This window comes from Streptomyces sp. NPDC101118 (genome assembly GCF_044759445.1).
Taxonomy (GTDB): Bacteria; Actinomycetota; Actinomycetes; order Streptomycetales; family Streptomycetaceae; genus Streptomyces.
Genome location: NZ_JBIVZG010000021.1, coordinates 131,597 through 152,311, shown reverse-complemented (window position 1 = coordinate 152,311; position 20,715 = coordinate 131,597). Strand labels below are relative to the sequence as shown.

General features: G+C 74.7%; 11 protein-coding genes. 9 read left to right on the top strand and 2 right to left on the bottom strand.

Translation table 11 applies throughout. From position 1 onward, the window contains the following. Positions 1–82 precede the first annotated feature (82 nt). The gene (locus ACIQUQ_RS28590) at positions 83–3,235 is read left to right on the top strand and encodes an FG-GAP-like repeat-containing protein (RefSeq protein WP_403981444.1); all 3,153 of its coding nucleotides are present in this window, start codon (positions 83–85) and stop codon (positions 3,233–3,235) included. 73 nt (positions 3,236–3,308) lie between these two features. On the opposite strand, the gene ACIQUQ_RS28585 is transcribed toward ACIQUQ_RS28590, so the two are convergent. Then, positions 3,309–5,678, bottom strand: a complete 2,370-nt coding sequence (locus ACIQUQ_RS28585; RefSeq protein WP_403981442.1) for a protein phosphatase 2C domain-containing protein — start codon at positions 5,676–5,678, stop codon at positions 3,309–3,311. A gap of 313 nt (positions 5,679–5,991) precedes the next feature. On the opposite strand from ACIQUQ_RS28585, the gene ACIQUQ_RS28580 reads away from it, so the two are divergent. From ACIQUQ_RS28580 to ACIQUQ_RS28555, 6 genes are all read left to right on the top strand, one after another. Continuing rightward, positions 5,992–7,449 (top strand): hypothetical protein, encoded by a 1,458-nt coding sequence (locus ACIQUQ_RS28580; protein WP_403981439.1) that lies wholly within the window; start codon positions 5,992–5,994, stop codon positions 7,447–7,449. Positions 7,450–7,575: 126 nt separating this feature from the next. Next, positions 7,576–8,853, top strand: a complete 1,278-nt coding sequence (locus ACIQUQ_RS28575; protein WP_403981436.1) for an AAA family ATPase — start codon at positions 7,576–7,578, stop codon at positions 8,851–8,853. Between the two features lie 245 nt (positions 8,854–9,098). Next, complete coding sequence (locus ACIQUQ_RS28570; RefSeq protein ID WP_403981468.1) at positions 9,099–10,304, top strand: VWA-like domain-containing protein; 1,206 nt, start codon at positions 9,099–9,101, stop codon at positions 10,302–10,304. A gap of 120 nt (positions 10,305–10,424) precedes the next feature. Further along, positions 10,425–11,768, top strand: a complete 1,344-nt coding sequence (locus ACIQUQ_RS28565) for a hypothetical protein (protein ID WP_403981433.1) — start codon at positions 10,425–10,427, stop codon at positions 11,766–11,768. Between the two features lie 43 nt (positions 11,769–11,811). After that, positions 11,812–14,532: a hypothetical protein gene (locus tag ACIQUQ_RS28560; protein WP_403981431.1), complete on the top strand. Its 2,721-nt coding sequence runs from the start codon at positions 11,812–11,814 to the stop codon at positions 14,530–14,532. A gap of 145 nt (positions 14,533–14,677) precedes the next feature. Then, positions 14,678–15,034, top strand: coding sequence for a DUF2255 family protein (locus ACIQUQ_RS28555; protein ID WP_403981429.1), 357 nt, complete (start codon positions 14,678–14,680; stop codon positions 15,032–15,034). Here ACIQUQ_RS28555 and ACIQUQ_RS28550 read toward each other — a convergent pair. Next, positions 15,031–17,778 carry an AAA family ATPase gene (locus ACIQUQ_RS28550; protein WP_403981428.1) on the bottom strand — a complete coding sequence of 916 codons (2,748 nt, stop codon included), beginning with the start codon at positions 17,776–17,778 and terminating at the stop codon, positions 15,031–15,033. The two genes, ACIQUQ_RS28555 and ACIQUQ_RS28550, sit on opposite strands and share 4 nt — an antisense overlap. 236 nt (positions 17,779–18,014) lie before the next feature. Between ACIQUQ_RS28550 and ACIQUQ_RS28545 the strand changes: the two genes are divergently transcribed. Both ACIQUQ_RS28545 and ACIQUQ_RS28540 read left to right on the top strand, forming a co-directional pair. Further along, positions 18,015–19,301: an MFS transporter gene (locus tag ACIQUQ_RS28545; protein ID WP_403981425.1), complete on the top strand. Its 1,287-nt coding sequence runs from the start codon at positions 18,015–18,017 to the stop codon at positions 19,299–19,301. A 2-nt stretch (positions 19,302–19,303) separates the two neighbouring features. Continuing rightward, positions 19,304–20,635: a carotenoid oxygenase family protein gene (locus ACIQUQ_RS28540; protein WP_403981422.1), complete on the top strand. Its 1,332-nt coding sequence runs from the start codon at positions 19,304–19,306 to the stop codon at positions 20,633–20,635. Positions 20,636–20,715 lie beyond the last annotated feature (80 nt).

The following is a 20,715-nucleotide window of genomic DNA, read 5'->3' as shown; positions in this document are numbered from 1 at the left end:
CATGCGGTGGGTCCACACGGTGAACGTGATCGAATGCCTCCCGGCCGGGACCCGCGAACCACGTCCCGATCCTGGGGGGATCTTGTCCCGACGCACGACCGTTCGAAGCACGACCGTCCGGAGCGCCACCGTCCGCCGCGCCTCCGTGCGCCGCAGCGTGACCCTGCTCGCCTGCCTCGCCGCAGTGGCCGGCACGGCCCCGCTGCTGGCCCTGCCGGCCACCGCCACCGCCGCGGACGCCCTCCCGGCACCCGAGCTGGTCCTCGACCTGCCGGGCAAGGCCGAGGCCCGCCGCGAGCAGGTCCTGGCCACCGACCACTACGGCTACACCCACCGGGCCATCGGCAGCGACGCCGTGCTCCGGACCGACTGGTCCACCGGCGTCACCACCCCGGTCACCCACGCGGACGGCACCCCCGTGACCGTGACCGGCGGCCCCTGTGCCGACGTGTGGGCGGGCTGCCTGCCCGGCTGGTACGGCCAGGCGGCGAACGGCGTCGCCGTCCCCGACGGCAGCGAGCCGAAGACCCTCACCGTGTGGCACGACGGCAACCGCAGCACCTTCGACCTCGCGGGCGGCCGGTACGTCGGCCTCTACGGCGCCACCGTCCTCACCGCAGGCCCCGGCGGCACCGGCGCCGTGCTGCTCACCAAGAAGGACGGCGAGCAGACCTCCCGTACCGTCACCGGCCTGCCCGAGGGCGCCCGCCTCCAGCGCGGCGCGCAGGGCGACGCCGACGGCGCGGCCGTCGTCCACCAACTGGCCGACGGCACCTACGGACTGGGGTACGTCGACTTCGCCACCGCCGCCTACACCACCGTCTTCGCGGACCTCGGCACCGTCTCCTTCTCCCGCCCGCTGCCACTGCTCGGCCCGGACGGCGTGGGCTACGCGTACGGCACCGGCGTCAAGGTCAGGCCGCGCGCCGACCTCGCCGCGCCCGCCCGCGAGACCACCCTCGTCGCCGCGGCCACCACCGCGGCACTCAGCGGCGACTGGGTGGTCACCCAGTTCGCCGCGCGCGGCACGGCGTCCCTCTCCGCCACCTCCCTGGCCGACGGAACCCGCCGCGTGCTGCTGAACAGCAGCCACATCGGCCTGGCCGCAACCCCCGGCGCCGGGATCCTGGTGACCGGCGGCACGGACGGCAACGACTGGTGGTTCAAGCACGTCACCCCCGGCGCCGACGGCCCGGTCGTGTACAACCGCGCGAAGATCGCCCCGTACCCGTACCCCAAGACGGCCATGAGCCTCAGCCGCGGCACCCTGCGCGTGGCCGAGAATGACAAGGGCACCGACCAGCACCGCACCTCGGTGTGGAACCTGGCCGCGGCCGCCGACGGCACGGTCACCGCCTCGGCCCGCACCGACGGCCGGACCGCCCCGGCCGGAGCCGGCCTGTGGGGCAACTCCGGCACCGGCGGCGACGTCGTCCTCGGCAAGGGCGTCGTGGACCCGGAGGGCGCGCCGGCCGACACGGACGAGCTCCAGCAGCTCCGCGAGAACCCGAACTCCAGCGGGCACCGGCTCAACTGGGGCACCACGGGCGGCCGCATCGTCGACGTCGCCGACGGGTACGCCGTCTACCGCTCCGGCGGCGCCACTCCGGCGCAGTACGCCGACCGGTTCGGCTACCAGCAGACGCCGGCCGTCAAGCGCACCCCGGGCGCGGCCGCGCTGAACGGCCCGCTCATGTGGAGCGCCACCACCACACCGGGCCGGTTCACCACGTACCACCTGGACACGAAGAAGACCGCGACGGTCGACGTCCCGGCCGCCACCTGCGTCCCCACCGAGCTCCAGGCCGCCGGCCGCTGGCTGTACTGGAGCTGCGGCACGGTCACCGCGGGCGTCTACGACACCGTGTCCCGCACCACGCGCACCGTGACCGGCGGCGACGTCCTGCTCGGCGACGGCTTCACCGTCCGGCACGACGAGGCGACGGACACCCTGGTGCTCACCGACGCCGTGACGGGCGAGTCCCGCACCCTCGCGTCCGGCGTGCCGGACGGCGCCGCGGGCGAGGACCGGCGCCGCACCTGGACCGTGGACGAGTACACCGGCCTGGTCGCCTGGAACGGCTCCGACGAGCGCATCCGCGTCAAGGCCGTGGCCCTGGCCCCCACCGCCCTGGGCGTCGTCAACTCGGACGTGGACGGCGACATCCAGCTCCGCAGCACGTACCCGGCCTGGCACGCCGTCTGGACGGCCAGCCGCCCGGTCACCGACTGGAAGCTCACTCTCACCGACCCGGCCGGCACGGTCCTGCGCACCTTCACCGGCGGACCCTCGCAGGGGCAGCTCGGCAGCGTGTACTGGGACGGCAAGACCGCCTCGGGCGCCCACGCCCCCAACGGCCGGTTCACCTGGACCCTGACCGCCACCCCGCTGGGCGCCGCCTCCCCGGTCAGGCTCGCCACCGGCACGGGCACCGTGCGCGACGGGTCCGCGGTCCGCGGCGACTTCGGCTACGCGGGCGGCCCGCCGGACGGCATCGGCGACGCGATGGGCCTCACCTCCGGCGGCACCCTGCGCACGATCTACGGCAACTCCGCCTCCGGCGCCTGGAACGGCACCACCAGCAGCACCGGCTGGGCGAGCGGGACCCGCGTCGTGCCCTTCGGCGACCTCACGGGCGACCGCTGCAACGACGTCCTGGTCCGCACCCCGGCCGGAGAACTGCGCCGCTACGCCCCGGCGTGCGGCAAGCAGCTGACCACCGGCACCACGTACAAGGTCCTCGGCCCCGGCTGGAACCAGTACGACGTGCTCACCTCGCCCGGCGACGTCACCGGGGACAAGCGGCCCGACCTGATCGCCCGCAACCCCTCCACCGGCGCGCTCTACCTGTACCCGGCCACCAGCACCGGCATCCTCGGCACGCGCACCCTGCTGGGCAGCACGTACAAGGGCTACAAGCGCATCACGGGCGCCGGTGACCTGAACGGCGACGGCCACGGCGACCTGATCCTGCACGACACGGGCAACGAGCTGTGGCGCATGAACGGCCTGGGCGGCGGCAAGTTCGCCGCCCGCGTCAAGCTCGCGGACAACTGGGGCACCGCCTACAACACCCTGGCCGGGGTGGGCGACCTGACCGGCGACGGCCGGCCGGACCTGATCGCCCGCGACACGTCGGGCGTCATCTGGCGCTACACCGGCCGCGGCAACGGCACCTTCGCCTCCCGCGTCCAGATCGCCACGGGCTGGCAGGTCTACAGCACCGTCTCCTGACGGTCACGGCATCCACGGCCCCGCCGCCCCACCGCCCGGAAGGGCCGGCGGCGGGGCGCGGTTGCGCCGACCGCTACCGCCGATGGTCGGGGACGATGTACGGCAGGCCATCGGCCGGAGGCTGGTTTTCCGCGACCGCACCGACGACAACGGGCATGTCCGGGGGGTAGGGGGACGGAGGGGACACGGTGCCGATGTCGATGACGTCCGCGACGATGCACGTGACGTTGTCGGGGCCGCCGCCGCGCAGCGCGAGCCGGATGAGGTCCTGCACGGCCTCGTCGGGAGTGCGGTGGCCGTCGAGGGTCTCCTCCAGCGTCTGGTGGGGCACGACGCCGGAGAGGCCGTCGGAGCAGAGCAGGTAGCGGTCGCCGGTCCGCACCTCACGGATCGAAAGGTCGGGCTCCACCTGCTTTCCGGCTCCCAGCGCGCGCATCAGCAGGGAGCGCTGCGGGTGGATGCGCGCCTCCTCCTCGGTGATGCGGCCCTCGTCGACCAGCCGCTGGACCCAGGTGTGGTCCTGCGTGATCTGCGTCAGGACGCCGTCGCGCAGCAGGTACGCGCGGCTGTCGCCGACGTGCACGAGACCGAGCCGCCGGCCGGTCCACAGCAGGGCGGTGAGCGTGGTGCCCATGCCCTCCAGCTGCGGGTCCTCCTCGACCATCACGCGCAGCTGGTCGTTGGCGCGCTGCACGGCGGTGCCGAGCGCGGTGAGGATGTCGGAGCCCGGCACGTCGTCGTCGAGCTGGACGAGCGAGGAGATCACCTCGGAGCTGGCGACCTCGCCGGCGGCCTGGCCGCCCATGCCGTCGGCGACCGCGAGCAGGCGCGGCCCCGCGTAACCGGAATCCTCGTTGACCTCGCGGATGAAACCCCTGTGCGATCCGGCGGAGAACCGCAGCGACAGCAGGCCCGTCGACGGCGGCACCGTGGGCCGGGGCGGCACGACGGTCTGCCGGGGCGGCGGGACGGGGCCCGGCGCGGGGGTCGGCACGGGCACTGCCGGGTCGAGCGCGTGGCGCATGGCCGCGGCACCGGCGAACCCGTCGGCCCAGGCGAAGCGCAGCACGGCGGCGAGGTGGTCCGGCGTCCCGGCAGGGAACTCCAGGGCCGCGCCCCGCCGTTCCGGCGGCCCGGACGCGCCGGTCAGGAGTGCGTGGGCGCAGGCGGCCACCGCGCGGAGGTCCCGGGCGACGGACGCCGTCGTGAAGGCGTCGGCGCGGCAGTCGACGATCTTCACGTGGCCGGCGACGATCCGGACCCGTGCCGGGGCGAGGTACCAGCCGCTGAGTCCGTTGTGGTGGGCCTCTTCCAGTGCCTCCAGGATGTCCGAGCAGGCGCGCACCGTGCGGGCGACGTCGTGCGGTCCGGGAATCCAGCTGTCGAGCCCGACCCCCTGGAGTCCCTGGGTGGCGGCGTACGGGCAGCGCACGCCGTGCACCTCCGTCTCGCCGAGGTCCAGTACGACGGCCAGATAGGGGTGGGTGAGCCGGGCGCGGGCCCGCAGCGCGGCGGCGAACGCGTCCCGCTGCACGGGGTCTGAGGCCGCCTCGGGGCGCATGAGCCGGATGCCGACCTGCCGGTCGAGCAGGGTGTCGTGGGCGGCCAGGGTGACGGCGTCCTCGTCGACGAACAGCGCCTCTCCCAGGCCCCGGTAGCGGTGGGCGATCGGCTGCTCCGCCAGGTCCGCGGGCACGTGGGCCCGGTTGCGGAACAGCGGCAGCCGGCCGGCGGTGTTGCGGACCCGTGCCTGGGGCGCCGGCCAGGAGCGGGCCCGCAGGGCGGCGGCCAGCTGCGCGTACAGGTCGTCGGGGCGCAGCAGTTCGGGCCCGCCCGGCAGGCCGTTCGCCAGCAGGGAGAGCAGTTCGCCGGTGAAGGCGGTGTTGCGCGCTCCGGGCGGAGCGAGGGCCTGGGACGTCTCGCTCGCCGAGGCGATCAGGTAGGTGCCGGCGGCGTCGGCGCCGTTGGCGAGTTCCGCGGTGGCCTGGGCGCCGCCCATCATCCCCAGGGCACGACCGCTGTAGCAGCAGTCGAGGATGACGAGGATGCGTTCGGCCCGGCTGCGCAGCAGCTCCCGGCGGACCCAGTCGTACGGCATGACCGTGTCGATCTCGCCGGGCCGCGTGCCGGACAGGGCGAGCCACAGGTCGCCGCGGTCGGGGTCGACCAGTCCGTGGCCCGCGAAGTACACCACCAGGGTGTCGGTGGCCTCTTCGGCGGCGCGGCGCAGCGGCCCGATGGCCTCCGAGGCGCCGGCGGGGTCGGGCACGCGGTGGCAGCGCTCCGGAGGCAGTCCCCACACCGCCGGGTCCTGCAACTGGTGTTGCAGGTCGACCAGGTTGGTGCGCACGGCGGGGAGCTCGGGCAGATGCGCGTAGGCGCTGACGCCGATGAGTACGGCGCTCGACCGACCGGGGTCGGCGGGCGGGAGGGGCGGGATCACCGTTCGGCGCCGTCGGCCGGAGTGACGGTCGTCGGACTGCGCACCCACGCTCGTGGGGAACGCGCCTCCCGCTCGGCCGCGTCGGGTGTTCTGGCGATGGTGACGCACATGGTGGCTGCCCCCCGGTCTCACGCTGCCTCCACCCTGGCACAGCGTCGTGCGGCCCGCGGGGCGTTCCGCGGCATCGACGGCGGCGTGGTCCGCACCCGGAAATACGTGGCTGACAGATCAACAAGGGGATGCCTATGATGCTTTCGATGATGAACTTCACCTCTTCCGGATTGGGGGAATCGTCCGCGCAAGGTGAGTGCTGATGGCACTTCACTCCGCGGAAGCGATTTCCACCCACCTGCTGATGTGGCGGCGCGTGCGCGAGTACGCCGTCCCACCGTCCATGATCGAGAAGGCGGCCGCACGCCGTGCGGCCGGCGACTGGGCGGGGGCCTGTGCCGCCGCCCGGATCGACGTCGATCTCGATCTGCGCGCCGTGCGCCACCGCCACGGCACCGACCTCACCACCCGCCTCCGCGCCGACCTGCGCCGGCTGGCGCCCGACCTGCTGCGCTGGCACATGCCCCGGATCGCCCCCGAGGGGCGGCTCCGGCCCGGTCTCACCCTCGCGCTGGCCCGCTACGGCGGCCCCGGCACCGCGGCCGTGCAACTCGTGGTGCGGACACCGCCGGCCTGGGCGGACGCCGGCCAGCGGATGTCCCTCGCCCTCTGGGAGGAGAACGGGGACGACGCCTCCGGACTCCATCCGCACCCCCACCCCGACCGGCGCTTCCGGCTCGACCTGCACCGCCACCTCTGGGACGGCGCGCGCAGCGGGGACCTGGCACGCCGGCACACGGCCGCGGGGGATCCGTACGAGCCCGGCGGCCCGGAACGGCCGACCGGTCACGAGCCCTGGCCCCCGGCCCACTGGGCGGCCGAGGCGGAGCTGCTGCTGCGCGCCGAGGGCCGCCCCCGCGGGGCCCTCACCGTACGCACCGGCGTACGAAGCCGGGCCGTGCTCGAACTCGTCGCCCCGGACGACAGCCACGTCCCGGAGCTGAGGCCGGTACGCGACACCCCGCCGCGACAGGAGACCGCGGCGCTCCCGGTCCTCCCGGAAGCCGCGGCACGGCCCCTGCCCGACCTGGAACTGCTCCGGGCCGGCCTCCTCACGGCCGGCCGGCTGCACCCCCTGGTCGCGGCAGCGCTGACGGGCGGTGCGGACGCAGCAGGGGCGGCGGGCGTGCGTACGCCACCCGAGCCTCCCGGAGCGGCCGGCACCCTGTTCGGCGGCACGGACCCGCACCGGGTCGAGTGCTCGGGGCAGGTCCACCGGATCGTGCTGCGGAACGGCGTGCTCGCGGCCGTCGACCACGACCCGGCCCAACTGGCCCGTGAGGAACTCCTCATGGCGCTCGGCGGGCCCGGGCTGCCCTGCCTGCGGGCGATCGACGCGGCGCACCGCACCCCCGAAGCGCTGCCCGCGGTCCGCGAGCGGCTCGGCCACGGCGACGTGAACGGGGCGCTGGCCGTGGTGGAAGGGCTGCTCGGTCCCGCTGCGGTCCTCCGCGACGGGCCCCTCCGGGACGCCCTGGACGCGGCCGTCACCGGCCGGCTCGACCACGGGCGGTTCCGCTCGGGTCTCGTACCGCTGCACCCGGCCGCCGACGTGGGCGAGGACGACGGCCGCAGGCCGCGCACCGACCGCCGGCTCCCCCTGGCGATCCGCAGCAAGCGGGTCGCCCGTACCCGGCCCCGGACGGGCCTGTTCGGCTGACGCCCGCCGGTCCCGCGGTCCGCCGCGGACACGGCTGTCCGGACCTCCCGCACTTCGGCGTGCGCCGCGCCGCTTGACGACCTCCACGCCCGGGACGGCTCCCGCCGTCCCCGAACGCACCAGGTGATGCCCATGACTCCCAGCGCCCTCCTTTCCGAGCCGGCAGCACTCCCGGCCACCCGCACCCAGCTCGCCCTCGCCGGCGACCTGCTGACCCTCCTGCGGACGACGACCACCGAGCCGCGCCCCGACGAGCAGTTGGAGGCGCTCACCCTGGCCGTCGCCGCCGACCTGCCCGTCCTGCTGTGGGGCGAGCCGGGCATCGGCAAGACCGCGGCACTGACCCAGCTCGCCGCCTCCCTCGACCTGCCGCTCACCACCGTGATCGCCAGCGTCCACGAGCCGACGGACTTCTCCGGGCTGCCCATCGTCGGAGACGACCCGGCGGTGAACGGGGTGCCCATGGCCCCGCCGCAGTGGGCCGTGGAGCTGGTGCGCGCCGGGCGCGGCCTGCTCTTCCTGGACGAGCTCTCCACCGCGACGCCGGCCGTCCAGGCAGCCCTGCTGCGGGTCGTCCTCGAACGGAAGGTGGGCGCCCTGCAGCTCCCGCCCGGCGTACGGATCGTGGCCGCCGCCAACCCCCGCGCGTCGGCCGCGGACGGCTGGGAGCTGAGCCCGCCGCTGGCCAACCGGTTCGTGCACCTGTACTGGGTGCACGACCGGGACGTGGTGGTGCGCGGCCTCGGCGGGGTCTGGCCGCGTGCGGAGCTGCCCCGGCTGGATCCGGCGGGGCTGCCGGAGGCGGTGGCGTTCGCCCGGCGCGCGGTGTGCGGATTCCTGCACGCGCGGCCGACCCTGATCCACCGGCTGCCGACCACCGAGACGCGGCGCGGGGGTGCCTGGCCCTCCCCGCGCAGCTGGGAGGCGGCGATGACGCTGCTGGCCTTCGGCACGGCGGCGGCCGTCTCCCGGGAGGTGCTGGCGCTGCTGGTACGGGGCGCGGTCGGGGACGGGCCGGGGCTCGAACTCCTGGCCCACATCGACCGGATGGAGCTGCCGGACCCGGACTCGCTGCTGGCCGACCCGGCCCGCGCCGAGCTGCCGGAGCGGGGTGACCTGCGGCAGGCCGCCCTGGAGGCGGTGGTGGCCGCCGTCGGTGCCCGCCCGGAGCGGGACCGCTGGGACGCGGCCTGGGCGGTGCTGGTCAGGGCGCTGGAGACCGGCACCCCGGACCTGCTGGTCGGCCCGGCGAAGGCGCTGGCCGGACTGCGGCGCGACGGCTGGGAGGTGCCCGAGGCGGTGGAGCGGCTGGCCGGAGTGGTCGGCCTCGCCAGGCGGGCGGAGGACTCGGTGGCCCGGACCGCGGCAGCCGCCGCCTCGCGCGCCGCGGGTGGGCGCCGATGACCGGGAACGTACGGAACCCGGTGCCGGCGACGGCGGAATCGCGCAAGCCGGCGGCGGGGACGGCGGAGGTGCGCAAGCCGGCGCCGGGGACGGCGGAGGTGCGCCCGCCGGTGGTGCCGGCGACCGGACGCGCGCGCAGGCCCGTACCGCGCCCTCTCCCGCGCCCGATGGCCCCGCCGCCGCCCCCGCGTCCGGTTCGGGCGTCCGATCCGTGCCGGCCGCCCGGCCCCGCCGTCCCGCTCGACCTGGACAAGCTGCTGGCCGCCCGGCTGTACGCGGCCGAGGTGCGCCCGTACCTGGCCGGCGCGCTGTTCGCGCTGCACGTGGTGGAGGACCCGTCGGTGCCGACCATGGCGGTGGACGCGTACTGGCGCTGCTACGCGTCCCCGTCCTTCGTGGCGCGCACCCCGCTGGAGGAGCTCGCGGGGGTCTGGGTGCACGAGGTCTCGCACCTCCTCCGGGACCACCACGGGCGGAGCGAGCGCTACGCACGGGAGCACGGGGAACAGGGACCGGGCGACCGGCTGCGGCAGAACATCGCGGCCGACTTCGAGATCAACGACGACATCTACGGCGACGGCCTGCCGAGCCCGGCCGGGGCGGTGCGTCCGGGCATGATGGGCCTGGAGGACGGGCTGCTGATGGAGGAGTACCTGCGGCAGTTCTCCATGGGCGGCCGCACGCCGGGGCTGGCCTGGCTGGACTGCGGCAGCGGCGCCGACGGCCGGGCGCGGCCCTGGGAACTGGGGCCCGACGGGTCCCACGGCCTGAGCCGCCAGCAGCGGGACGCGGTGCGCTTCCGGGTCGCCGAGGCGATCACCGGCCGGCCGGGCGACGCCCCGGAGGGGTGGCGGCGGTGGGCCGACGAGGCCTTCCACCCGCCGCAGCCGTGGCGGCAGCTGCTCGGCGCGGCGGTCCGCGCGGCCGCCGGCGCGCCGGGAGCGGGGGAGGACCACAGCTACCGGCGCCCCTCCCGGCGCTCCGCCGGCGTCCCCGGCGTCGTGCTGCCGAGCCTGCGCCGGATGCCGCCCCGGGTGTGCGTCGTGATCGACACCTCCGCCTCGGTGAGCGACGCCGAACTGGGCAGCGCGCTGCTGGAGGTGGCTGCGATCTCGCGGGCGGTGGGCGGGCGGCGCGACCTGGTCTCGGTGATCTCCTGCGACGCCGCCGCGGGGGTCGCCGTACCGCTGTGCCGCGCCGAGAACCTGGAACTCGTCGGAGGCGGCGGTACGGACCTGCGCTCGGGATTCGCCCGGGCGCTCCGCTCCCGCCCCCGCCCCGACGTGATCGTGGCCCTGACCGACGGCCAGACACCCTGGCCCTCCGCGCAGCCGCCCTGCCGCACGGTCGTCGGCCTCTTTCCCCGCCCCGCCCACGCGGCGAACGAGGACGACCCGGACTACGTACCCGACACCCCGCCCCCCTGGGCCCGCGTGGTCCACATCGGCTGACGCCGCACCGGTGAACGGCCGCCCACCGGAACCACATACAGTCCGGCACCGAGAACACGACGCTGCCGCGCGGGACCCGTCCGTCATGATGAAGGGTGTCAAGGCGTGGACGGAGGGGGCGTGTTGGAGACGACGACGGAAGCGGTGCCCGGGGACCTGCCGGTGCTCCGGCGCCCGGCGGCCGGAGCGGGGGCCCGCTACCTGGACGGCACCCACCGGTCCCACGACCCGGAGCAAGGCAGACGCGGCGAGCACTTCGCCGGGCTCTGGCGGACGCACGAGGGCGTCGTCGCCGTGGTCTACCCGATGGAGCGCATGGCCGGCGCGGCCGGTGAGCTGCTCGACGTGCACGAGGAGGCCGGCACGATCGTCGTCGTCGGGCACGCCTACGGCCTCGACGGGCCCGAGCTCGACGCAGTGGACCGGGCACGCCCCGACCTCACCTACCACCCGTCATGGGCCGACCTGGCCGCCCATCTCGGTGCCCCCGTCCCCTGGTGGCCGTCGGCGCTACGACGGCCGGCCCACCTCACCGGCTGGCGGCCAGGCGACGAGCCCCGGCCGGTCGAGGTGGTCACCCACCCGTCCTGGGAAGCGCTCTACGCGCTTGCGCAACGGGAGCCCGCCGGGACCGCCGTCCGGCGCGCCTGCTTCACGATCGGGCATCGCGTCCGGTCCGGGGCGTCCGAGGAGGCGATGCAGCGGATGGAGCACCTCCGCAGCTGGGCGGCGAGGCCCGACGTCCGCTTCCCGATGGTCTTCCCGGCCGTTCCCGACCCGGCCGATCCCGGTCTCGCCGAGCTCGCGACGGACGACGTCGTCGCAGCCGGGCTCGCGGAGCTCTGCGTGCGAACCGACGAAGCAGCGGTGGAAGCCCTGGAGCAGGTCAGTGCCTGGAGCGGTGCCGAGGACCTGCCCTACGGCGGCACCTTCAACCTGACCAGGAAGAACGTCACGCGGGCCGCAGCCGAGTGGATCAACCGGCTGCGAGAGGTTCCCCCGACCGCCCTGCACCGGCTGGAGGGTGCGGACTACGACACCGTGGGCACCTTCGTCGACCCGGTGACCGGCAGTCCGGTGGTCGCGGTGAAGGGCAGGTTCACCTTCCGCGACACCCGAGAGATCACGTACATCGGGCGCTCGCCCAAGCGCCTGCCCGCCGGGTCGGTCCTCAAGGAGGTCGTCCTCGACGACCCGGTCTGGGTGCGGACCACCGGGGGAACGCTCTATCCGGCTCCCTGCATGGACGCGCCGGGACTGGCCTGGGGCTACAGCGGCTCCGGGCCGCTCACCCTCGCCGAGTGCGTCGGGCGGCTGCTCGACGACGGGGGCGCCCACGCGGTCACGTACGACGGCGGCGGCGGTGCCCCGGAACCGGGCCTCGGTGCGCTCTTCAAGAAGGAACACCGGCGCGGCACCCGCTTCACGCGCCGGCAACTCGAACGCGCCCGCGCCTCCACCTGAGAGCCGTTCGCGCCGGTACGAACCACGAAAGGCCCTTTCGCCCATGCCCCGACACCAACGGCGCCCCACGTGGCGGGTCGCCGACTTCTTCGCGCTGGAACGCGAAGCGCAGGTGTACCTGGCCGCGGTGGACTCCTGCCTCGCCGAGCCGTCCGTCGCCCGCCTCCTGGGCGTCCGGCCGCAGGCGACCGCCGAGAACGCCCGGGCCGCGATGCTCTCGGAGGCCAACGTCGGGCGGGCGCTCGAGCGCTCCAGGGTGACGCAGACCAGGTTCCGCACCCTGCTGGAGGAGGCCGCACGGCGGCAGCGACGCCTCGCCTACCTCCGCAGCGGCACGCACCCGGCCACGGTGCTCCTGGGCGCGGTCACCGTGCTGACGCTGCTGTTCGCGCCCTGGGCCCACTGGACGACGGCCCTGCTCCTGGCCTCCGTGCCCCTGCTGACCGCCACCGCCGTCTGGTTGCACCCCGTCTGGCGCCTGGGCGTCCGGCTCAACGTCGGCGCGTGGGCACTGGGAGCCCGTGCCGTGCTCCTGGGCAGGAGGATCCAGTGGGCGGAAGCAGCCTGGAGCCGGAGCCTCCAGGAGAACGGTGTGCGCCCGCTGGTCTCCCGGGTGGTGGACGCGCTGCTCGGCGAGGATCCCGACTCGCTGCTCCTCGCGGACAGTTACGACGGCCTGCGCTCACCCCGGGATCCGCGCTACGTGGTCGGCAGCCGGGCCGGCCGCAGCCTCGCCGCCAAGATCACCCAGCTGGAGGGCGGCGGCACCATCGCCGTCAGCGGGTCCCGGGGAGCCGGCAAGTCCACCCTGCTGGAGACCTGCGCGGTCGACGCGGGGCTGGCGGTCGTCATGCAGGCGCCGGCCACGTACTCCCCGTACGACTTCCTGGTGTCCCTGTACGTCAGGACCTGCGAGGCGTATCTGATCCAGCACGGCCAGGAACTGCCCGGGTTCACCCGGCTCTCGCCGTTCCGGAGAGCAGGACGCACCCTCCTGGGAGCCATCAGGAGACGCGCCCCGCTGCTGGCGGTCGGACTCGCGGCGGCGGCGCTCGTCGCCCTGGGCACGGCCGCCAGCACGCGTGCTCTCGTGGGCCGGCACGAAGGGGCCGTCCGCGGATGGGCGGAGGGCATGTGGGAGCACTGGCTGGCGGATCCGGTGCTGGACATCTGGCGGGGGGAACGGATCGGGACGGCCCTCCTCGTCGCCCTCACCGGCGTGCTGCTGTGGCAGGTGCGCCGCTGGACGGGCTGGCAGGTCGTCCGGTCGCGCGGCGCCGTCGGTCTGCTGGGAGCCGGCGTGCTGCTGGCCCTCGGCTCCGTCGTTTCGGTGCTCTTCGACGACGACATCCGGGCCGTCCTGGCGGACTTCGACACCGCGGACGACCCCTTCCTGCTCACGATGGCGCTCGCGGTGGCGCTGGCGTTCCTGTTCTTCTCCGAGTTCCGGTCGTTCCGGCGGAGACCCGTGGTGCTCGCCGCGTGCCTCGGCGGGCTCGTGGTGCTCCTCACCCGGCCCCTGCCGCAGGCGGTCGCGACCGATCCCGACAACCCGGTCCGCCTCGCCGGCCTCCTGACGGGGATCCTCCTCTGCAAGGCGGCCATCCGACGCCCGGCGTCCACCTCGCCCCTGGTCAGTGCCTGCCGCGACGAGCTGTACCGGTTGCAGACCGTGCAGACCGCCACATCCGCGATCACCGCGGGCGCGCCCCAGCTGCTGGCCGCACAGACCACCTCGCTGTCGACCCTGCCACCGAACTTCCCCGAGCTGGTCGCCGACTACCGCGCCCTGCTCACCCGCATCGCCGACGAACAGCACCTGCTGGGACGACGGGTCGTGATCGCGATCGACGAGCTCGACCGGCTCGGTTCCGACACGCAGGCACTGGCGTTCCTGAGCGAGATCAAGGGCGTCCTGGGGGTACCCCACGTCCACTACCTGATCTCGGTCGCCGAGGACGTCGGCGCCTCCTTCGTACGCCGCGGACTGCCGCACCGGGGGGTCACCGACAGCTCCCTGGACGACGTCGTGCACGTACCGCCCTGCACGCTGGAGGAGTCCAAGGAGATCCTGGAGCGGCGCGCGCCAGGTCTCTCCGAGCCCTTCAAGGTGCTCACCCACGCCCTCTCCGGGGGCGTTCCGCGGGACCTGATCCGCTACGGCCTGCGGCTGGACGAGATCGAGACCAGGACCAGGTTCGTCGAACTCGCGGACATCGCACGGCAGTTGATTCTGGAGGAGCTCACCGAGACGCTGTCCGGCTTCCGTACGCTGCTGGGCAAGCAGCGCTGGACGCCGCGCAGCAGCGCGGTCCTCGTCACCTTCCGGAACCTCGTCGCCGAGCTGCCCCCGCCCTGCCCCTGCGGTTCGCCGGAGCTGCGGTCGGCCCTGGAGCGGGTCGCCTTCCACGACCTCGGCCGCCAGCTGGGCGAGGACGCTGCGGCGGACGTGCCGGACGAGGCCCGGGCACTGGTGGACGAGGCGTCGGCGTACGTCCTGTTCTCGCTCACCCTCCTCGACGTGTTCGGTGCCGGTGACCTCGCCCGCCGCCGGAGCGAGGCGGCAGCGCGCGGCCGGGCCGGCGACCTCGAACTCCTGGGCCGGGCCCGCCAGGAGCTGGAGGTCTCCCCGTACAGCGCCCGGCAGCTGATCGCTTCCATCCGGGCCGCCTGGCAGCTGCCGGACGAGCGGACGGCCAGGGCGGCCGAGGTCCCCGCTCCGCGCAGCGGGGACTGTCCGCGCCACCCTCGTGTGGGCGGTTGAGCGGGCACGGTCGCCCCCTGGGCCCTCGGTGTCGGCGCCGCCCGAAGGTCGCCCCGGCGCCGCCGCTCCGCGCCTGGACATCGCCGCGAATGTAGGCGATGACCACCGACGCGTACGCGGGGCCCCGGGCGTGAGGGTGGGGCCCATGGACATGCTCACGGATCCCATGGAGATCATCCTGTGGACGCGGCACGCGGACGACGGCCGCTGGTCGGCCAGGCCCGTCTGGGTGGTGCTGGTCGACGGACACGCCCACGTCCGCTCGGCGTTCGGGCGGCGCAGCGCCTGGTACCGGCGGGTACTGGACGGCGCCGACGTACGGATCGAAGCCGACGGAGCCCAGGGGCCCGTCACCCTGAGCCCGGTGACCGACCCCGGGCTCGTCCGGCGCGTTTCCGACGCCTACCGCGCCAAGTACGGACTCAGCTGGCCGGGTCCCGTGGAGTCGATGAACCTCCCCGGGACCGCCGCCACCACCATGCGCCTCCACGCACCCGGCTAGCTGATGTCCGGCAGGTCCCGCAGCTGCCTGCGCGAGGTGAGCTGGAGCTTGCGGAAGATGTTCCGCAGGTGCGCGTCGACCGTCCGCGGACTGAGGAACAGCTTCGCCGCCACCTCCTTGGAGGTGGCGCCGTCGGCGACCAGGCGGGCGATGTGCACCTCCTGCATCGTCAGCTGGTCAGACGCCTTGGCGGTGCGGCGCCGGGCCTGTTCACCCGTGGCGCGCAGTTCGCCGGCCGCCCGGTCCGCGAAGGCCTCCATGCCGAGGCCGGTCAGCGATTCGTGTGCCTGCCGCAGTTCGGTACGGGCCTCCCGCCGCCGGCCCTGACGGCGCAGCCACTCCCCGTACAACAGGTGCGCGCGGGCGCGGTAGACGACCAGGGCGTCGTCGCCGAGCAGGGTGATCGCCTCCTGGTACGCGCCCTCGTCCTCGGTCACCAGCGCCCGCGCGTACGCCTCGACGCCGAGGCCCCACGCGTGCCCGCCGGCCTGCGTGCGTTCCCGGAGCGACGCCAGGGCAGCGGCGGCGGCCTCGGTCTCCCCGCAGCGCACCGCGGCTTCGACCAGCTCGGGGAGGGCCATGCCGGCCATGCCGACGGCGCCGTACTCGACCGTCTGCCTCGCCGCCTCCAGCGCGGCCGCGTAATCGGCCAGGCCGTTGTTCAGCACGGCCGTCGCCCACTGCACGCTCAGGCTCATCCGGGGTCCCACCGTCGCGAAGAGCTTCCTGGCCTCCTCGCGCTGCCCGCGCAGGGCCGCCAGGTGCAGGCGCGGGTAGACCAGCGGTGCCGCACCGGTGGCGTCGGCGATCGCCTCCTCCTCGGAGATCAGCTCCACTGCGGATCCGAAGTCGCCGCTGTGCGCCTTCGCCGTGGCCTGCATGGCCAGTCCGATGGGCAGGAGGTGGAAGGAGCCCGACCCGCGGCCGGCCTCGACCGCGCGGGCGGCGACGCCGTGCAGGGTCTCGAAGTTCCACAGTTCGGTCGCCAGCATGAAGCCCAGCGACGGCCGGCGTCGCCACACCTCGTCGCCGGGCTCGGCGACGACCGGCCCGAGGACCGGTCCCGCGGCCCGGTGCCCGTCACGGACCAGGCCGACCAGACCGGTCAGCACGGCCGCCGCGCTGCCCGCGCCCGCGGGGGCCGCGGCACTCGCGGTGCCTGCCGCGCTCGGGGTGCCTGCCGCGCTCGCGGCGCCTGCCGCCGCCGCGCTCGCCGCCCCCTCCGCCGGCGGGGTCTTCGTGACGGCGTCCACCACCTCGTCGAGGCCGCCGAGCAGCAGGCCCATCTCGACGGCGTCCAGATAGCACTCCCGGGCCCACGCGGGGTCGGCCTCCGCCAGGCGGGCGGCGGCCCGCAGCAGGTGCGCGGTGGGGCCCTCGTCGCCCCGGCGGCGTACGAACGACAGCCTGCCGCGCAGGAGGTCCGCCCTGGCCCCCTGGCCCGGATCGTCGGTCCGCACGGTGGTCAGCAGGTCGGCCGCCGTGTCGAACTCGCCCGCCGACAGCTTCGCCTGGACCGCGGCGAGGACCCGCTCGGTCCGCGGGGCCGGGCTCATGGTGAGCTCGGCCGCACGCTCCAGGAAGGCCGCTGCCGCGGCGACCCCGCCGCGCTCCTGGGCGCGGGCGGCGGAGACCTCCAGCTGGGCCGCCACCTCCTCGTCCGGGCCGGCGCTGGCCTGGGCACGGTGCCAGGCCTTCCGGTCGGGGTCGGTCTCCGGATCGGTCACGGCTGCCAGCGCCTCGTGTGCCCGGCGCCGCTCGTCCGGCGTCGCGGCGCGGTAGGCCGCCGAGCGTGCGAGGGGGTGACTGAACCGGATCCGGGTGCCGAAGTCGACCAGCGGAACGGTCTGCGCCACGGCCGCCGCGTCGATGCCCAGCAGCCCGGCGGCACCCCACAGCAGGCCGGGGTCGCCGATCGGCTCGGCCGCGGCGAGGGTGACGAGCAACCGCGCGGCCGGCGGCAGGAGTTCCAGCCGGGACCGGAAGCTCTGCTCGATCACACCGGGCACCGAGCCGGGCTGGGCGAAGCCGCCCGCCATCCCCGCCGGCCCGGCGGTTCTGGGCAGCTCCAGCAGTGCCAGGGGGTTGCCGCGCGCCTCGCCCAGGATGCGGTCGCGCACCCGCTCGTCCAGCGGGGCGCGCACCGCCGCCCGCAGCAGCGCGCGGGCCTCGGCCTCCCCGAGGCTCTGGAGCGTGTGGCCGGGCAGCTGGTCCAGTTCGGGCAGCCGGCTCGGCTCGCGCGCGGCGAACACGAGGGCGATGGACTCGGCCGAGACGCGCCGGGCCAGGAAGGCCAGCGCCTTGACCGACGACCGGTCCAGCCAGTGTGCGTCGTCGACGACGCACAGCACGGGGCGCTCCCGCACGGCCTCCACGAGCAGGCCCAGCGACGCCACGCCGACCAGGAACGGATCCGGGGTGCCGGTGTCGAGCCCGAAGGCGATCTCCAGCGCCTTGCGGTGCGGCGCGGGCAGCGCGGCCAGCCCGTCGGTGACGGGGGCGAGCAGCTGGTGCAGTGCGGCGTACGGCAGCTCCATCTCGAACTCCGCGCCGGACGCCCGTACGACGAGGAAGCCGCTCGCGGCGTCGTCGAGGTGCCGCAGCAGCGCGCTCTTGCCGATGCCCGGCTCACCGCGCAGCACGAGGGCGCCGCCGCGCCCCTCCCGTGCCGCCTGAAGCAAGGCGTCGAGCCGGCGTATCTCGTCCCGGCGGCCGATCAGTGCGTCCGTACGTGTCTCGGGCATGCCCAGAACCTATGCGCTGAACTGCTGTTGAGGGAATCGACACCAGCCCCATCAGCCCCAGCAGCCCCACGAGTTGGGTGAGTTCCACCGGTCCCAGGCCTCCGGTCAGGCACCCACAGCGCTTCCCGGCGGCCCGGGAGTACGGCCGTCTCCACCCAGAGGGCCCGTGTCGGTGAACCGCGTATAGGTGATGACCACCGACGCGAGCGGAGCCCGCCCGCCGCGAAGCTCTAGCCATGACCCGCACCGCACCGGAAACCACCGCCACCACAACCGGCTGGACACCCCTGGGAGTTCTGGCCACGGCACAGTTCCTCGTCGTGCTGAGCACCTCGATCGTGAACGTCGCCCTGCCGCAGATCCGGGCCGGACTCGCCCTGACGGACACGACCCAGGCCTGGACGGTCAACGCCTACGTGCTGGCCTTCGGCGCGCTGCTGCTGCCGGGCGGCCGGGCGGGCGACGTGTACGGCCTCCGGCGGGTGTTCCTGTTCGGCACCGCGCTGTTCGCCCTCTCCGCCCTGGGCGCGGCACTGGCGCCGTCGGCGATCGCACTGATCGCCTTCCGGGCGACGATGGGCATCGGGGCCGCCCTGCTGGCGCCGGCCGCGCTGGCCCTCGTACTGACGCTCTACGCCGGCCCGGACCGGCGCGGCACCGCGCTCGGCGTGTGGGGCGCGGTCTCCGGCGCCGGCGGTGCGGCGGGCGTGCTGCTGGGCGGGCTGCTCACGGATCTGTACGGCTGGCGGGCGGTCTTCGCCGTGGTCGTGCCCCTCGCCCTGGCCGTGCTGGTGGCCACCCGGCTGCTCGTCGGTGCCGACCGGCCGCGCGGCGGCAGCATGGACGCCCCCGGCACGGTGACGGTGGCGGCAGGGCTGGTCGCCCTCACCTACGGGCTGTCCGGGCCGTGGCCCCTGGCCGTGGCCGGTCTGGTGCTGCTCGGGCTGTTCGCACTGCTGCAGCGACGGACCGCCGCCCCGCTGCTGCCGGCCCGGATGCGCGTCGTCGCCGTGCCCAACGTACTGATGGCCCTGCTCGGCGCGGTCTGGCTCGGAGTCTTCTACTTCCTGCCCCTCTACCAGCAACGCGTCCTCGGTTACTCGCCCTTGGAGGCCGGTCTCACCCAGCTCCCCCTCGCCCTGACGATCACCCTTTCCTCCTGGTTCACCGGAAAGCTCTCCACCCGCCGTGCGCTCCCCGCCGGCCTGCTGGTCCTCGCGGCCGGACTGGCCTGGCTGTCGCGGACCCCGGCCGACGGCACGTTCCTCACGGATCTCCTCGGTCCCACGCTCCTCGTCGGCGCCGGCCTCGGGACCGCCTTCGTACGGCTCACCACCACGGCCTCCACGGGCGTCCCGGCGGCCGACAGCGGTCTGGCCGGCGGGCTGGTCAACGCCACCCGCCAGATCGGCGGAGCCATCGGCCTGGCCTTCCTGACCCTGCTCCCCACCTCCGGCGCGGCCTTCCTCGCCTGCGCCGCCCTGACCCTCCTGATCTCCGTACTCTCGACCCGAAAGGCCTGACCGTGTCCCTCCAGAAGCCTTACATCAGCGAGCACTTCACCCCCGTCACCGACGAGATCACCGGCCACGACCTGAAGGTCCGCGGCACCCTCCCGCCCGAGCTCGACGGCCGCTACTTCCGCAACGGCCACAACCCGAAGCCCGGCGTCACGCCGACCCACTGGTTCCGCGGCGAGGGCATGCTCCACGGTGTCCGCCTGCAGGACGGCCGGGCCGAGTGGTACCGCAACCGCTGGGTGCGCACCCCCTTCCTGGACGGCGTCCCGTTCACGGGAACCGAGCTCGAGGTCAGCGCCGCCGCCACCAACATCATCTTCCACGGGGGCCGCTACCTGGCCCTGCAGGAGGCCAACCTGCCCTGGGAGGTCAGCGCCGACCTCGAAACGATCGGCGTCCACGACTTCGGCGGCAGGCTCACCAGCTCCATGACCGCCCACCCGAAGGAGGATCCGGAGACCGGCGAGCTGCACTTCTTCAGCTACAGTCCCTTCGCGCCGTACCTCACCTACTACGTGGCCGACGCCTCGGGAGCCATCGTCCGCTCCGAGGTCGTCGACGGCTCCGGCCCCTCGCTCATGCACGACTTCGCCATCACCCGCGAACACGTCGTCTTCCTCAACTCGCCGGTCGTCTTCGACCACGCCGAGCACTCCGGCATCCCCTACCGCTGGCACGACGACGTCCCGCTGCGCATCGGCGTGATGCCGCGCGCCGGGGGCCGGACCACCTGGTACGAGGCGCCCGACCAGGCCGCGCTGCTGCACGTCGCCAACGCCTACACCGACCCGCGCGGCCGGATCGTGCTCGAAGCGCCCCGCTTCGACCGCTCCGCCTGGGAGAACTCCTGGAAGTGGTGGGTCGGCGCCCCCGGCTACGGCACCAGCCCCGACGCCGGCTCGACCTTCCACCGCTGGATCATCGACCCGGCCAAGGGCGAGGTCACCACCGAGTCCCTCAACGAGCTCGTCACCGAATTCCCGTCGATCAACGAGGCCCACACCGGAGCGGACTACCGCTACAGCTACGCCATCGCGTTCCCAGGCGCCGGCCTGTCGGGCTACCACACCGTCAAGCTGGACTCGCGGACCGGCGGTCAGACGCTGCTGGCACACGGCGAGGGCCGGATGCCGGGCGAGGCGGTCTTCGTACCCGCCGAGGGCGGCTCCGCGGAGGACGACGGCTACCTCCTCACCATCGTCAGCGACGTCAGGGCCGACGCCTCGGAACTGCTCGTCCTGGACGCGGGCGACCTGAGCACCGTGGCCGCGGTGGAACTGCCCCGCAGGGTCCCGGCGGGCATCCACGGCGACTGGATCCCGAACCCCACCGCCTGACGCGCCGCCACCGCCACCACGACTCACCACCCACCGGCGGTCACCACCCACCGACAGCCGGAACCGACCCAGAATCGAGA